Here is a 14,126-nt window from a genome sequence, read left to right as displayed (position 1 = left end):
CCTTAGCGAACTGGCCCAGGGAGTGTAGGTTCATCAGGATGCTCCGTCATTCCCGTAATGGAGGTCCTGCGGACCTCAGCGCAGCCTGGCGGCAGCGGCTACAAGGACCGCAGGGTGTTCGTTTATCGGCTGGTCCTTGTCGATTTTTGCTTTCTGCATCCATTTGATTTGGCTCGACTTCATGGATGTATTTTCCCTCCTGATCGAAGGGGCTAGTCAGAAATCTCCTACAGGAGTACAAATGTACTCCATGACGACTCTATCTCCCCGCTGCACCACAATCCTCACCTTCATCCGCGCCCGCATCGCGCTGATTCCGTTCGCCCGCGGGGTCTGAGATTGTCATGTTGTGGGCCTGTATTTTGTTGCCGCAATTGGCACTGGACGGAGTGCTGCGCCGGCATGATGACCCTGATGCGCCGTTGGCTCTGCTCAGTGGCCCGGCCCAGCGGCGGGTGTTGCGGGCGGTCAGCCCGGTGGCGCGGGCGTTGGGTTTGCGGGCGGGGCAGTCGCTGACGGCGGCTCAGGCGTTGGTGCGGGATTTTCAGTGTGTGGAGTACGACCCGGCGGTGGTGGAGCAATGGCAGCAGTTTCTCGCGGCCTGGGCTTATCGCTTCAGTTCCCAGGTCAGCCTGCATTACCCGCGTGTGCTGTTGCTGGAGGTCGAGTCGAGCCTGGCGTTGTTCGGGCCGTGGCCGCGGTTCGAGGCGCGTTTGCGCGAGGAGCTGACGGGGCTCGGCTTTGGTCATCGCATTGTGCTGGCCAGCAATCCGGTGGCGGCACGCATGCTTGCCAATGTGCACGATGGCTTGGCTGTGATCGATGCCGAGCAAACTCGCGAGGCGGTGCAGCAGATGCCGATCGACCGGGTCGGTCTGGCCGCCGAGGTGGCCAGGGCCTTTGCCCGCATGGGCTTGAACAGTGTGAGCCAGGTGCTGGCGCTGCCTCGCGAGACGTTGGCCAAGCGCTTCCCGGCCCAGGTGTTGCAGCACCTGGATCGTCTGACCGGCCTGCGTGCCCAGGCGCTGGACTATTACACGCCGCCGGATTTTTTCGATGCGCGGCTGGAGCTCAACTTCGATGTGGAATCCCATCAGGCGCTGCTGTTCCCGCTGCGGCGCTTGATCAATGATCTGTCGGCGTTCCTGGCCGGGCGCGATGGGGCTGTGCAGCGGTTTACCTTGCACCTGGAGCATGCCCAGGCCGAGGACACCAAGGTGGTGGTGGGCCTGCTTGGGGCCGAGCGCGAGGCGGGCATGTTGTTCGAGCTGGCCCGTGGGCGGTTGGAGCAGGTGACCATTCCGGAGCCGGTGCGGGCGGTGCGTTTGCAGGCCCGGGACTTGCCCAATTTTGTGCCGGCCCTGGCCGAGCTGTTCGATGCCCGCGCACAGCAGACCCAGCCGTGGGAGCAGTTGCGCGAGCGCTTGCGTGCGCGCCTTGGCGATGAGGCGGTGCAAGCGTTGCAAGCCCATGCCGACCACCGCCCCGAATGCGCCTGGCGGCCGGGCAGTGCGAGCAAGCTGTGTGTGCCGCCAGCCGATGTGGCGCGGCCCGGCTGGTTGCTGGCCGAGCCGGTTGCCTTGACCGAGGCCCGTCCCCGAGTGCTGGCCGGGCCCGAGCGCATCGAGTCGGGCTGGTGGGATGGCGGTGATGTGCGCCGGGATTATTACCTGATCGAAACCGCCTCCGGCCAGCGGGCCTGGGCGTACCGGGTGGTGGGCGAGGCGGGGCCGTTGCTCCTGCAAGGCTGGTTCGCATGAGGCTCGGTGATGCAGGCCTTGGGTATGCAGAGCTGCACTGCCTGTCCAACTTCAGTTTCCAGCGCGGGGCATCGAGCGCCCGCGAGCTGTTCGAGCGGGCCAAGCGGCATGGTTACGAAGCCCTGGCGATCACCGACGAGTGCACCCTGGCCGGGATCGTCCGGGCCTGGCAGGTGGCCAGGGAGATCGATCTGCCGCTGATCGTCGGCAGTGAAATGCAGATCGACGAGGGCCCCAAGGTAGTGTTGCTGGCGGAGAACCTGGTCGGTTATCAGGCGCTGTGCAGGTTGATTACCCTGGGCCGGCGCCGGGCGAAGAAGGGCCAGTATCAGCTGTTGCGCGAGGACTTCAACGGCCCGCTCGACGGGCTGTTGGCGCTGTGGGTACCGCAAAGCTGTACCGACCCGGCGCCGGGGCGCTGGTTGCGCGAGGTGTTCGGCGAGCGCTTGTGGCTGGCGGTGCAATTGCACCGTGGCCCCGATGATCGTCAGCGCTTGCAGCAGTTGCTGGCGTTGGCCGCTGCCGTGGATATTCCGGCGGTGGCCACGGGCGATGTGCACATGCATGCGCGCGGGCGGCGAGCATTGCAAGACGCCATGACCGCGATTCGTCATCACACCACCGTGGCCGAGGCCGGGCACTTGCTGTTCGCCAACGGCGAGCGCCACTTGCGGCCGCTGGAGCAATTGGCCGAGTTGTACCCGGCGGCTTTGCTCGAGGAGTCGCTGCACATCGCCAGGCGTTGCCATTTCGACCTCGGCCAGTTGCGCTATCAATACCCGCGCGAGCTGGTGCCCGAAGGGCAGACGGCAACCTCCTGGTTGCGCCATTTGAGCGAGGAGGGCATGTGCTGGCGCTGGCCAGAGGGCGCGCCGCAGAAGGCCCGGGACCTGGTCGAGCGCGAGTTGGCGCTGATTGCCGAGCTGGGCTACGAAAGTTATTTCCTCACCGTTCATGACATCGTCCGCTTCGCCCGCAGCCAAAAGATTCTCTGCCAGGGCCGGGGCTCGGCGGCGAACTCGGCGGTGTGTTTTGCCCTGGGCATTACCGAGATCGACCCGGCGCGGATGAACATGCTGTTCGAGCGCTTCATGTCGCGCGAGCGCAACGAGCCGCCGGACATCGACGTGGATTTTGAGCACGAGCGCCGCGAAGAGGTGCTGCAGTATGTGTTCCAGCGCTATGGCCGCAACCGCGCCGCGCTCACTGCTGTGGCCAGCACCTACCACGCCTCGGGGGCGGTGCGTGATATCGCCAAGGTGCTCGGCCTGCCGGGCGATCAGATCAATGCCCTGGCCGATTGCTGCGGCAGCTGGAGCGATCGCTTGCCGTCGCCCGAACGCTTGCGCGAAAACGGCTTCGACCCGGACAGCCCGGTGCTGCGCCGGGTGCTGGCATTGACCGGCGAACTGATCGGCTTCCCCCGGCACCTGTCGCAGCACCCAGGTGGCTTCGTGATTTCCGAGCAGCCGCTGGACACCCTGGTGCCGGTGGAAAACGCGGCCATGGACGAGCGCACTATCATCCAATGGGACAAGGACGACCTGGACCTGGTCGGCTTGCTGAAGGTGGACATTCTCGCCCTCGGCATGCTCAGCGCCTTGCGCCGCAGCTTCGACTTGCTGCGCCGCTACCGTGGCCGCGACCTGAGCCTGGCGACCATTCCCGCCGAGGATGCACGCACCTACGAAATGATCGGCCGGGCCGACACCGTGGGCGTGTTCCAGATCGAATCGCGGGCGCAGATGGCGATGCTGCCACGGCTTAAGCCGAAGAATTTCTATGACCTGGTGATCGAGGTGGCGATCGTGCGCCCCGGGCCGATTCAGGGCGACATGGTTCACCCGTACCTGCGCCGGCGCAATAACGAAGAGGAGGTGGTGTACCCCTCCGAAGAACTGAAAAAGGTGTTCGAGCGCACCCTCGGCGTGCCGCTGTTTCAGGAGCAGGTGATGGAACTGGCCATCGTCGCCGCCGGTTACAGCCCCGGCGAAGCCGACCAACTGCGTCGGGCCATGGCCGCCTGGAAACGCCACGGCGGGCTGGAGCCGCACCAGCAGCGCTTGACCGAAGGCATGCTCGCACGGGGCTACAGTGCCGAGTTTGCTGCGCGGATCTTCGAGCAGATCAAGGGGTTCGGCAGCTATGGCTTTCCCGAGTCCCATGCCGCCAGCTTCGCCTTGCTGACCTATGCCAGTTGCTGGCTCAAGTGCCATGAGCCGGCGGCCTATGCCTGCGCGCTGATCAACAGTTGGCCGATGGGTTTCTACAGCCCGGATCAGATCCTCCAGGATGCGCGCCGCCACCGTATCGAAAACCGGCCGGTGGATGTGCGCTACAGCGACTGGGATTGCACGCTTGAGCCGAGTGCGGGCGAGCAGCCGGCCATTCGCCTGGGCTTGCGCATGGTCCGTGGCTTTCGCGAGGACGATGCCCGGCGCATCGAGCAGGCTCGGGGGGAGGGCGCCTTCAGCGATGTGGTCGACCTCAGCGAGCTCGCCCGCCTCGATGCCCGTGCCCGTGAGTTGCTGGCCGATGCCGGCGCCTTGGTCGGGTTGGCCGGGCACCGGCATCTGGCGCGCTGGGAGGTGGCGGCGGTCGAGCAGCAATTGCCGTTGTTCGCCGGTCTGGAACGCCAGCCGGAAGTGGCGGTGGCGCTGCCGGTGCCGAGCGTGGCCCAGGATCTGTACAGCGATTATGCAACGGTGGGCACGACCCTGGGCCCGCACCCGTTGGCGCTGATCCGCCGGCAGTTGAATGCGCGCGGTTGTCGCAGCTCCCTGGCATTGGCCACGGCTGATCACGGCGATGCCGTGACGGTTGCCGGGCTGGTCACCGGTCGCCAGCGTCCGCAGACCGCCAGCGGGGTGACCTTCGTCACCCTGGAAGATGAGCACGGCATGCTCAATGTGGTGGTCTGGAAGGCCCTGGCCGAACGCCAGCGGCGGGCCTTGATCGAGTCGCGCCTGTTGCAGGTGCATGGGCGCTTCGAGACGGTTGACGGCGTGCGCCATGTGATCGCCCGGCGGCTAGAGGACCTGACGCCCCTGTTGACCGGGCTGGATATACGCAGCCGCGACTTCCATTGAGTTCAAATGATCGCCAGGTGGTGCTTGCGCGACGGCGGCGCGAAGGCGCGATCGATGGCGCGCAGGTCTTCGGCTCGTAGCGTCAGCAGGGCGGCGGCCGCGTTCAGGCGCACATGCTCGGGTTTGACTGCCTTGGGAATGGCGATGACACCGTACTGACGCGCCACCCAGGCGAGGCAGATCTGGGCCGGAGTTGCACCGTGGTGTTCGGCGATTTCCAGTAGAGTCCGGTGGCGCAGCAAACTCCCGCCCTGGGCGATCGGGCAGTACGCCATCAACGGCATGTGACGGGTTTGCATCCAGGGCAGCAGGTCGAACTCGACGCCGCGCTCTTCGGGGTTGTACAGCACCTGGTTGCTGGCGCAGGCGGGTGAGGGCAGGGCGTGCATCTCGTCCTGATTGAAATTGGACACGCCCCAGCGGCCGATCTTGCCGGCCGCGCGCAGGCGTTCGAAGGCTTCGACGGTTTCTTCGAGGGGGTACTGGCCGGGCCAGTGCAGCAGGTACAGGTCGATAAAGTCGGTGCCCAGGCGCTTGAGGCTGCGTTCACAGGCCGCCGGGATGCCCTTGCGGCTGGCGTTGTGCGGGTAGACCTTGCTGACCAGAAACACTTGGTCGCGCCGCCCGGCGATGGCCTGGCCGACCACTTCTTCGGCGCCGCCCTCGGCGTACATCTCGGCGGTGTCGATCAGGGTCATGCCCAGCTCGATGCCCAGGCGCAGGGCGGCGACTTCGGCGTCGTGCTGGCGATGGTCTTCACCCATGTGCCAGGTGCCTTGGCCGATTACGGGGACTTGTTTGCCTCCTAGTTCAAGCGTACGCATGCGACAACCTCTGTATTCAGACTCGGATGTGTGTTCACCGCCGATAACTGTAGCCGCTGCCGCAGGCTCGGTGCGCCGCTGCGACGCTGGAGGTCCGCAGGGCCTCCCATGCGATCTTGAAATCCTGCGCCTGCGTTGCAGGCGAGCGCAGCCTGCGGCAGCGGCTACATGGGATTGCGTCGTTGCCTAAGGTTGCGTTCGACTAGGGAGCGAGGCCCTTAATGGTCCCTGCTGCACTCCACAATCACCTCCAACAACGCCTGCGCCGCCGCCGAGAGCTTATGATCGGCCAGCATGGCGACGCCAATGCGGCGCTCGATGGTCGGCTCCACCAGCGCCACGCAACAGGCGCCCAACTCCTGCATCTGCTGCACACACAACGCCGGCACGGCGCTTACCCCCAGCCCGTTGGCCACCATGCGGCCGATGGTCGACAGTTGATGGCTTTCGAACGCCACCGCCAACTTGCCATGTTCAGCCAGCAAATGCTGTTCCAGCAACAGGCGCACGGCCGACGGGCGTTGCAGGGCGATGAAATCCTCGGCCAGCAGTTCGTGCCAGCTCACCTGGGCCTTTTGCGCCAGGGGTGAGTCGGTGGGTACCACCGCGACGAAGCGGTCCAGGTACAGCGGCTTGAACACCAGCGGGTCGCTGGGCTCCGGCTCGAAGCCCACCCCCAGTTCGACGCGGCGGTGGCGCACCAGTTCCAGCACTTGCTCGTTGATCACGTCATGCACCGCCACGTTGACCCGTGGGTAGCGGTTGCGAAAGACCTTCAGCGCCCGTGGCAGCAGGTTGCCAGCAAAGGCCGGCATGGCGGCGATGGCGACCTTGCCCAGTTGCAGGGTGAAGCGCTGGCGCAGCAGTTCTTCGGTGTTGTCCCAGTCGGCCAGCAACTGCCGGGCCAGCGGCAACAGCGTTTCACCCTCGGGGGTGAGGGCCACGCTGCGGGTGGTGCGGCTGAGCAAGGGGCCGCCCAGGTCGTCTTCCAGCGCCTTGATGGTCAGGCTCAGGGCCGGTTGTGACAGGTGCAGCCGCTCGCCGGCCTGGGCAAAGCTCAAGGCTTGGGCGACGGCAACGAAGGCGCGTAGCTGTTTGACGTTCATTGATTTGAAATACCAATCAATCAATCAAAAAAACAAAATTAACAAATTATTCCAGCCGGGTGAAGATGCCCCCACGCTTTCCGACAGCCTAATGTCGGCCCTACAACTACAAAAGGCGAATCAGCATGGCAGGACTCGACAAGCGAGTTAAAACCTACGAAGAGGCGCTTGAAGGCCTCACCGACAACATGACGGTACTCTCCGGCGGTTTCGGTTTGTGCGGTATCCCGGAAAACCTCATTGCCGAAATCAAGCGCCGTGGCGTGACCGGCCTGACCGTGGTGTCCAACAACTGCGGCGTCGATGGTTTCGGCCTGGGCGTGCTGCTCGAAGACCGCCAGATTCGCAAGATGGTCGCCTCCTATGTAGGCGAGAACGCCCTGTTCGAGCGCCAGCTGCTCAATGGCGAGCTGGAAGTCGAGCTCACCCCGCAAGGCACCCTGGCCGAGAAAATGCGCGCAGGCGGCGCCGGCATTCCGGCGTTCTACACCGCGACCGGTTATGGCACCCCTGTGGCCGAGGGCAAGGAAGTACGCGATTTCAACGGCCGTCACTACATCCTTGAAGAAGCCATCACCGGCGACTTCGCCATCGTCAAGGGCTGGAAGGCCGACCACTACGGCAATGTGGTGTACCGCAACACTGCGCAGAACTTCAACCCGCTGGTCGCCACCGCCGGCAAGATCACCGTGGTCGAGGTCGAGGAAATCGTCGAGCCGGGCGTACTGCTGCCCAGCGAAATCCACACCCCGGGCATTTATGTCGATCGGGTGATCGTCGGCACGTTCGAGAAACGCATCGAGAAACGCACCGTCAAGGACTGACTGCCTGCTGCAGTTGCGTGACTCACCCGGACAGAACAACAAGAGATCCTGACCATGGCACTTACCCGCGAACAAATGGCACAGCGCGTTGCCCGTGAACTCAAAGACGGCTACTACGTGAACCTGGGCATCGGCATTCCGACCCTGGTCGCCAACTACGTCCCCGACGACATCGACGTGATGTTGCAGTCGGAAAACGGCCTGCTCGGCATGGGCGAGTTCCCTACCGCAGCGCTGGTGGACGCCGACATGATCAACGCCGGCAAGCAAACCGTGACGGCTCGCCGCGGCGCGTCGATCTTCAACTCGGCCGAATCCTTCGCCATGATCCGTGGCGGCCACGTGGACCTGACCGTGCTCGGCGCCTTCGAGGTCGACGTGCAAGGCAACATCGCCTCCTGGATGATCCCTGGCAAACTGGTCAAGGGCATGGGCGGGGCGATGGACCTGGTGGCTGGCGCCGATAACATCATCGTCACCATGACCCACGCGTCCAAGGACGGCGAGTCCAAGCTGCTGCCGCTGTGCAGCCTGCCGCTGACCGGTGCGGGCTGCATCCGCAAGGTGCTGACTGATCTGGCTTACCTGGAGATCCAGGATGGCGCGTTCATCCTGCGTGAGACGGCGCCGGGGGTCAGTGTTGAAGAGATCGTTGCCAAGACGGCCGGCAAGTTGATCGTGCCGGACGACGTGGTTGAGATGACGTTCTAAGCTTCAACATTTGTGGGGCGATTGCGTTTATTGGCCCTCCCCGCGAGCACTGATAACCGCATGCTCATGCCGCTCCAGCTCGATAAAAGCCCCGATCATGGTCCGGTACACCTGCTCGGTGACGCCGGGGTTGGCGCCAAGCTCCAGCGACAACGCCTTGACCCTGGAGATTACCTGCTCGACGCGTTGAGGCGACTTGACGTCGTCGTCGGTTTTCTTGAAACGGGCGGCCTGTTTGACCAGGCCACCGCGCGCGGCGAGCAGGGCTACCAGTTCCTTGTCGAGCCGGTCGATGTGAGCACGGACTTCGGCGATGTTGTTGCAGTGCTTGGCAGTATTCATCCTTTCACTTCCTTACGGTCGGTTGGCGTTTGAGCCTAGCACTCCTTTGCGTTGATGCATGGTCGATGCGCACATCTCCCGAAACCACGCCGGCCACGGCAAGTGGCAGCAGCCTCCAGGCCTTCGGCAGAGCAGGCGTTGCGCAAAAAGCGAGAGATGATGCACTGTTGAGATGGACTATATTGCTGTCAAACTGATTGATAAATCAGCCTTCAGGCACTTCACTTGATACGTGGTGTAATGAGTCATGCGGCATCAATTCGACGACATTCAATTGGGCAGCATCGAGCTGTTTTGCCTGGCCGCGGAATTGAGTGGCTTCACGGCCGCCGCCCTGGCGGCCGGGGTGACGCCAGCGGCGGTCAGTCGTTCGGTCGCGCGGCTGGAAGAGCGCCTGGGCGCCCGGCTGTTTGTGCGTACCACCCGCAGCATTCGCCTGACCGAAGGCGGGCGCGGCTATTACGAGCAATGCCGGCAGGCGCTCAGCCAACTGGTCGAGGCCGAGCGCGAGGTCAGCGGCCAACAGCTCGAACCAACCGGGCTGTTGCGCATCAGCCTGCCCACGACCTATGGGCATCACCGGATCCTGCCGCTATTGCCGGCCTTCCGGGCGCGTTACCCGCGGGTGAAGGTCGACATCCACCTGGGCAATCGCAATATCGATTTCGTCGAAGAGGGCTATGACCTGGCGATTCGCGTGCGCGCGCAGCCAGACTCGACCCTGACCGCCCGGCTGCTGGAAGATGCGCCGTTGGTGGTCATCGCTGCACCTGAGTACCTGGCGCGAGCGGGTGTACCGACCGAACTGGACGACCTGGCCCGGCATGAATGCATTCAGTTCGAATTGCCAAGCAGTGGTCGGCGGATTTCGTGGTTGTTCAATGAACAGGGCAAGGTGCGGGAGATTTTTGCCGAGGGCGGCTACACCTGCTCCGATGACGTGCTCGGAGGGGTGACACTGGCCAGGCATGGGGCGGGGTTGTTCCAGACTTACCGTTTCATCGTCGAGAAAGAACTGGCCGATGGCTCATTGATTGAAGTGCTGGCGCCCTTTGCCGGATGCTCGCGCCCGTTCACCTTGCTGTACCCCCATGGCCGCCATCTGCCGCTGCGCTCGCGGGTGTTCATCGACTTTTTGCTTGAGCATCGCAAGCAGTGGCAGGGCGGCGGGTAATGCTCTGCGCGCCGCCGTTCGGCCCTGGTTCTGGGTCACAGGAAAGTTCTTTCGACCTTAACGCAGCCTTCGGCAACTGCTACATTTCTTGGGGTTCTGAACCTGCGTACGAGGAAGTTGGTCGATGAAAAACACTTACACCAAGCTTGGCCAGGACAAGGTTTCTCAGTTCTGGCACGATGACTCGGTGCCCTTCATCGAAGCGCGTGGCGTCGAGGATGGCCGCAAGTTCTGTTATGCGCGGCATTCGCACGAGACGTTTTCCATCGGCGCTATCACCGCTGGCTGCAGCACGTACCATAACGGCGATGCCCGGTATGAGGTCGCCGCCGGCACCGTAGTGTTGATGAACCCGGGCGATGTGCATGCCTGCAATCCGATTGCCGATCAGCCCTGGTCGTACCGCATGCTGTATGTCGACACGCCGTGGCTGACCGAGCTGCAATGCAAGCTGGGTATCGCCTCGGACTCACGGTTTCGCCCATTCGCCACGACGCACACGACCGACCCCGGCTTATTTGCCGGCTTGAACGCATTGTACGAAGTGCTGATCGATGCGCAGGTCGAGCCGGTGCAGAAGCACAACGCTGCGATCGCGTTTTTCACGCAGGTGCTGCAGTCCCTCACCCCGGCACCGTCCGAGTTGCAGGAACCGAATCACAAGTTGGAACGCGCCGCCGCGTTCATTGATGAGCACTGCACCGATACGCTCAGGCTGGACGATATCTGCCGGGCAGCGGACCTTTCGCCTTCCTACCTGATCCGTGCCTTCAAGCAGCATTACGGCATGACGCCCCATGGTTACTTGATCAACCGGCGCATTCAGTTTGCCCGCAATCAACTGCGCCAGGGGCGCTTGATCGCCGAGGTAGCGCTCGAAGCCGGGTTCGCCGATCAGGCGCATTTTCAGCGGGCCTTTAAGCAATACCTGGCGGCGACCCCCGGGCACTATCGCGGTTAGGCCAGCAGCAGGTACAACGCGCAGCCCGCAAGCAGCACGGCCATCAGCCGATTGAACAAGCGCACGCCAGCGGCATTGTTCAGGTAGTGGCGCACGAAGGTGCCAGCGAAGGCCCAGCAGGCGATCGACAGATAACAGATCACGAAGTACACCCACGCAAATTGCCACACCAGCACCGCTTCGCCACTGGCGGCGAACGCACCCATGCCGGCCACGCAGGCCAGCCAGGCCTTGGGGTTGAGCCATTGCATCGCTGCGCCGTACCACAACGACGGTGCCTTGATGGCCTCGTCGTTGCCGAGCCGGCCGTCATCGCTGGCCAGCTTCCAGGCCATGTAGAGCAGGAACAGGACCCCGGCCCATTTGATCGCCTGGGTCAGCCACGGCCAATACACCAACACTTCATGCAGGCCCAGGCCAATCAGCACCAGCAGCAGGGTGAAACCCAGGGTTGCGCCGGTGACATGTCGCAGGCTTGCCCTGAGGCCATGCCGGGCGCCGCTGCTCAAGGCGACGATGTTGACCGGGCCGGGGGAGATGGAGGAGGCCAGCGCAAAGGCGGCCATGGAAAGTATCAGGCTCATACAGACCTTCTGTCAGTGGTGGGTTTGACGAAGAAGGTAGGGGCAGGGCGAGGGCGTGTATTGAAGAAAATGCCCCTGGGCCGGTGTGCCCCGGCATTGACTTGCAGCGCCGCCTCGGATAATTTCCAGCCATGACTTATTCAATGCATTTGCCTGTAAGCAGCATTATTACCGCCATTCCTCATTTGGCGGGCTAGCTGGCATCTGTACCCAACCCGCCCTGGAGGCGGGTTTTTTCTCTCCCGCTCCTGGGCATTTTCAAGACTTCAGGAGCGCTTCATGACCCTCTTCCAAGCCTGCCCCACTGATCTGGGCACCGACGTTGCGCAGCTCCAATTGCTCTCGAGCTACGTCAAGAAGATTCTCGCCGCGCCTGTCTACGACGTGGCCCAGCAGACGCCACTGCAACCGGCCCGGATGCTCAGCGAGCAGCTGGGCAATCAGGTGTTGCTCAAGCGCGAAGACCTGCAGCCGACCTTCTCCTTCAAGATCCGTGGGGCCTACACGCGTCTGGCGCAGTTGAGCGAGCAGCAGCGTGCTCGCGGCGTGATCACCGCTTCTGCCGGCAACCATGCCCAGGGTGTGGCGCTGGCTGCACGTGAGCTGGGGATCGTCGCGACCATCGTGATGCCGACCACCACCCCGGAGTTGAAGGTGGGCGGCGTGCGCTCGCGCGGTGGCAACGTGCTGCTGCACGGCGACAGCTTCCCTCAGGCGCTGGTCCACGCCCTGGCCCTCGCCGAAGAACAGGGCGCGACCTTCGTGCCACCCTACGATGACCCGGATGTGATCGCCGGCCAAGGCACGGTCGCCATGGAAATCCTGCGTCAGCAGCCGGGTGCACTGGATGCGATCTTTGTCCCGGTGGGCGGCGGTGGGCTGATCGCGGGCATTGCGGCCTACGTGAAATACCTGCGCCCGGAGGTCAAGGTCATCGGTGTCGAACCGCACGATTCGAACTGCCTGCAGGCGGCGATGATGGCGGGCGAGCGGGTGGTATTGCCGCAGGTGGGCAGTTTCGCCGAGGGCGTCGCGGTGGCGCAGATCGGCGCTCACTGCTTCGACATCTGCCGGCACCATGTGGATGCGGTGATCACCGTCAGCAGCGATGAGTTGTGTGCTGCGATCAAGGACATCTACGACGACACCCGCTCGATCACCGAGCCTTCCGGCGCCCTGGCGGTCGCCGGGATCAAGAAGTACGTGGCCCAGACGGGCGCACGCGGGCAGACCCTGGTGGCGATCGATTCCGGCGCCAACGTGAATTTCGACCGCCTGCGCCATGTCGCCGAACGGGCCGAGCTGGGCGAGCAGCGCGAAGCGATCATCGCCGTGACCATCCCCGAGCAGCCGGGCAGTTTCAAGGCGTTTTGCCAGGCACTGGGCAAGCGCCAGATCACCGAATTCAACTACCGCTACCACAGCGGCAAGGACGCGCACCTGTTCGTCGGCGTGCAGACCCATCCACTGACCGACCCGCGTGACGAGCTGCTGAGCAGCCTGGGCGAGCAGGGTTTTCCGGTGCTGGACTTGACCGACAACGAACTGGCCAAGCTGCACATTCGCCATACGGTGGGCGGGCATGCAGGGCCGGGGGCGAACGAGCGAGTGCTGCGCTTCGAATTCCCGGAGCGGCCGGGGGCCTTGTTGAATTTTCTGGAACGGCTGGGCAAGCGCTGGAGCATCACGATGTTTCATTACCGCAATCATGGTGCGGCGGAGGGGCGGGTGTTTGCGGCGCTGGATGTGCCGCAGGAGGAGCGGCATCTGTTGCCGGAGTTGTTGGACAGCATGGGGTATCGCTGGTGGGATGAGACGGAGAATCCGGCGTATCGGTTGTTTTTGGGGGTGTAATCGAAAAAGTTGTTCGCCCTTTCGATGAGCCCAAATGCTGCAACGCAGCTCTTTAACGCCTGAATGAAGTAATTATCGGCCCTCTTTAGGGGGTCGATTTTTTAGTTATGGCTGGATGACCAAGGGTGAACAAAATGTTTATGACGGTTGGTGATTGGAGGGGCGGTGTTTAACCTGGTTTTATAAAGCGCTTTTAATCAATTGATTGTGGTGGTGGCGAGGCGGATGCTGCGCGGTTAATTAGATTGTTTTTTTGTAGGAATGCTGTAGGAAGATGTTCTTTCTTGATACAAAATGAAATATGTGCACTGTTGAGTGCTGTCCGCGGGTTGGAATAAAACAGGTTTTCGCTGACGAATATCTGGTTTGTTTCTTACAGCAGGGATGGCCGTTTGGAGAGTGTGCATATGGATTAGGTTGAAGAGGCTTTTGAGCGAAGCAGGTATGTCGCTCAGGCGGATGGCTGTCAAGCAACACGACCAAACCATGGCTCCTTGTCAGGCATTACCCCATGCCGCAGTGATCGCATTCGGGATGGCGCTGGTAAAGAGCGGTGCCAACCTGGAAACGCTGTTCGATGTCGCGCCACCGCCAATGCGAACGATGATGGCTCTGTTGTCGCGAATTCTGTCAAATCCGATGGAGGTGTATTGGGATATCCAGTATGAAAATCCATATGCCGCCGAGCAGCGCGACGTATTGGTAGAGGCGCTGACGCAACTCAGAGGTTGGATGCATAACAATGATCAAAAAGCATTTTCCAACCAGCTGATCGATGTAGCTCAACAGTTGGGGGCGCATCGTGCTAGTGGGGCTAGCGAATGTCAGCGGCTGTTTTCTCTTCTGAACGAATTTGGACCGGGAAACAACAGAACGAGGCAAAACGACTAAAAGCCC

12 protein-coding genes are annotated in these 14,126 nt (G+C 62.7%); 8 read left to right on the top strand and 4 right to left on the bottom strand.

Going from position 1 to position 14,126, the window contains the following annotated elements; all coding sequences use genetic code 11:
- Nucleotides 1-344: 344 nt before the first annotated feature.
- Together NVV94_RS15670 and NVV94_RS15665 are read left to right on the top strand one after the other, a co-directional pair.
- Nucleotides 345-1,760 (top strand): DNA polymerase Y family protein, encoded by a 1,416-nt coding sequence (locus NVV94_RS15670; protein ID WP_258443300.1) that lies wholly within the window; start codon nt 345-347, stop codon nt 1,758-1,760.
- Nucleotides 1,757-4,849 (top strand): error-prone DNA polymerase, encoded by a 3,093-nt coding sequence (locus tag NVV94_RS15665; protein WP_258443299.1) that lies wholly within the window; start codon nt 1,757-1,759, stop codon nt 4,847-4,849. The genes NVV94_RS15670 and NVV94_RS15665 overlap by 4 nt, the downstream gene beginning before the upstream one ends.
- Nucleotides 4,850-4,851: 2 nt before the next feature.
- On the opposite strand, the gene NVV94_RS15660 is transcribed toward NVV94_RS15665, so the two are convergent.
- Together NVV94_RS15660 and NVV94_RS15655 are read right to left on the bottom strand one after the other, a co-directional pair.
- Nucleotides 4,852-5,673: an aldo/keto reductase gene (locus NVV94_RS15660; protein WP_258443298.1), complete on the bottom strand. Its 822-nt coding sequence runs from the start codon at nt 5,671-5,673 to the stop codon at nt 4,852-4,854.
- 218 nt (nt 5,674-5,891) lie between these two features.
- On the bottom strand, nt 5,892-6,779 hold the full coding sequence (locus tag NVV94_RS15655; RefSeq protein WP_258443297.1) for a LysR family transcriptional regulator: 888 nt from the start codon (nt 6,777-6,779) through the stop codon (nt 5,892-5,894).
- 125 nt (nt 6,780-6,904) lie between these two features.
- Here NVV94_RS15655 and NVV94_RS15650 point away from each other — a divergent pair, with 125 nt between their 5' ends.
- Together NVV94_RS15650 and NVV94_RS15645 are read left to right on the top strand one after the other, a co-directional pair.
- Nucleotides 6,905-7,603 carry a CoA transferase subunit A gene (locus NVV94_RS15650; protein WP_258443296.1) on the top strand — a complete coding sequence of 233 codons (699 nt, stop codon included), beginning with the start codon at nt 6,905-6,907 and terminating at the stop codon, nt 7,601-7,603.
- Between the two features lie 54 nt (nt 7,604-7,657).
- Nucleotides 7,658-8,314, top strand: coding sequence for a CoA transferase subunit B (locus NVV94_RS15645; protein ID WP_258443295.1), 657 nt, complete (start codon nt 7,658-7,660; stop codon nt 8,312-8,314).
- Nucleotides 8,315-8,341: 27 nt separating this feature from the next.
- On the opposite strand, the gene NVV94_RS15640 is transcribed toward NVV94_RS15645, so the two are convergent.
- On the bottom strand, nt 8,342-8,656 hold the full coding sequence (locus NVV94_RS15640) for a chorismate mutase (protein ID WP_258443293.1): 315 nt from the start codon (nt 8,654-8,656) through the stop codon (nt 8,342-8,344).
- A 247-nt stretch (nt 8,657-8,903) separates the two neighbouring features.
- Between NVV94_RS15640 and NVV94_RS15635 the strand changes: the two genes are divergently transcribed.
- Nucleotides 8,904-9,830 (top strand): LysR family transcriptional regulator, encoded by a 927-nt coding sequence (locus NVV94_RS15635; protein WP_258443292.1) that lies wholly within the window; start codon nt 8,904-8,906, stop codon nt 9,828-9,830.
- 124 nt (nt 9,831-9,954) lie between these two features.
- On the top strand, nt 9,955-10,791 hold the full coding sequence (locus tag NVV94_RS15630) for an AraC family transcriptional regulator (RefSeq protein WP_258443291.1): 837 nt from the start codon (nt 9,955-9,957) through the stop codon (nt 10,789-10,791).
- On the opposite strand, the gene NVV94_RS15625 is transcribed toward NVV94_RS15630, so the two are convergent.
- A complete protein-coding gene (locus NVV94_RS15625; protein WP_258443290.1) occupies nt 10,788-11,375 on the bottom strand; it encodes a LysE family translocator in 588 nt (195 codons plus the stop codon). The genes NVV94_RS15630 and NVV94_RS15625 overlap by 4 nt on opposite strands.
- Before the next feature lie 336 nt (nt 11,376-11,711).
- On the opposite strand from NVV94_RS15625, the gene ilvA reads away from it, so the two are divergent.
- Complete coding sequence (gene ilvA, locus NVV94_RS15620) at nt 11,712-13,229, top strand: threonine ammonia-lyase, biosynthetic (protein WP_258447715.1); 1,518 nt, start codon at nt 11,712-11,714, stop codon at nt 13,227-13,229.
- A 429-nt stretch (nt 13,230-13,658) separates the two neighbouring features.
- On the top strand, nt 13,659-14,120 hold the full coding sequence (locus tag NVV94_RS15615; protein ID WP_258443289.1) for a prephenate dehydrogenase dimerization domain-containing protein: 462 nt from the start codon (nt 13,659-13,661) through the stop codon (nt 14,118-14,120).
- The last annotated feature ends 6 nt before the right edge of the window (nt 14,121-14,126 follow it).

The sequence above is a fragment of the Pseudomonas sp. LS1212 genome, from assembly GCF_024741815.1.
In the GTDB taxonomy this organism is placed as follows: Bacteria; Pseudomonadota; Gammaproteobacteria; order Pseudomonadales; family Pseudomonadaceae; genus Aquipseudomonas.
This window is presented reverse-complemented; position numbering and strand designations above follow the sequence as displayed.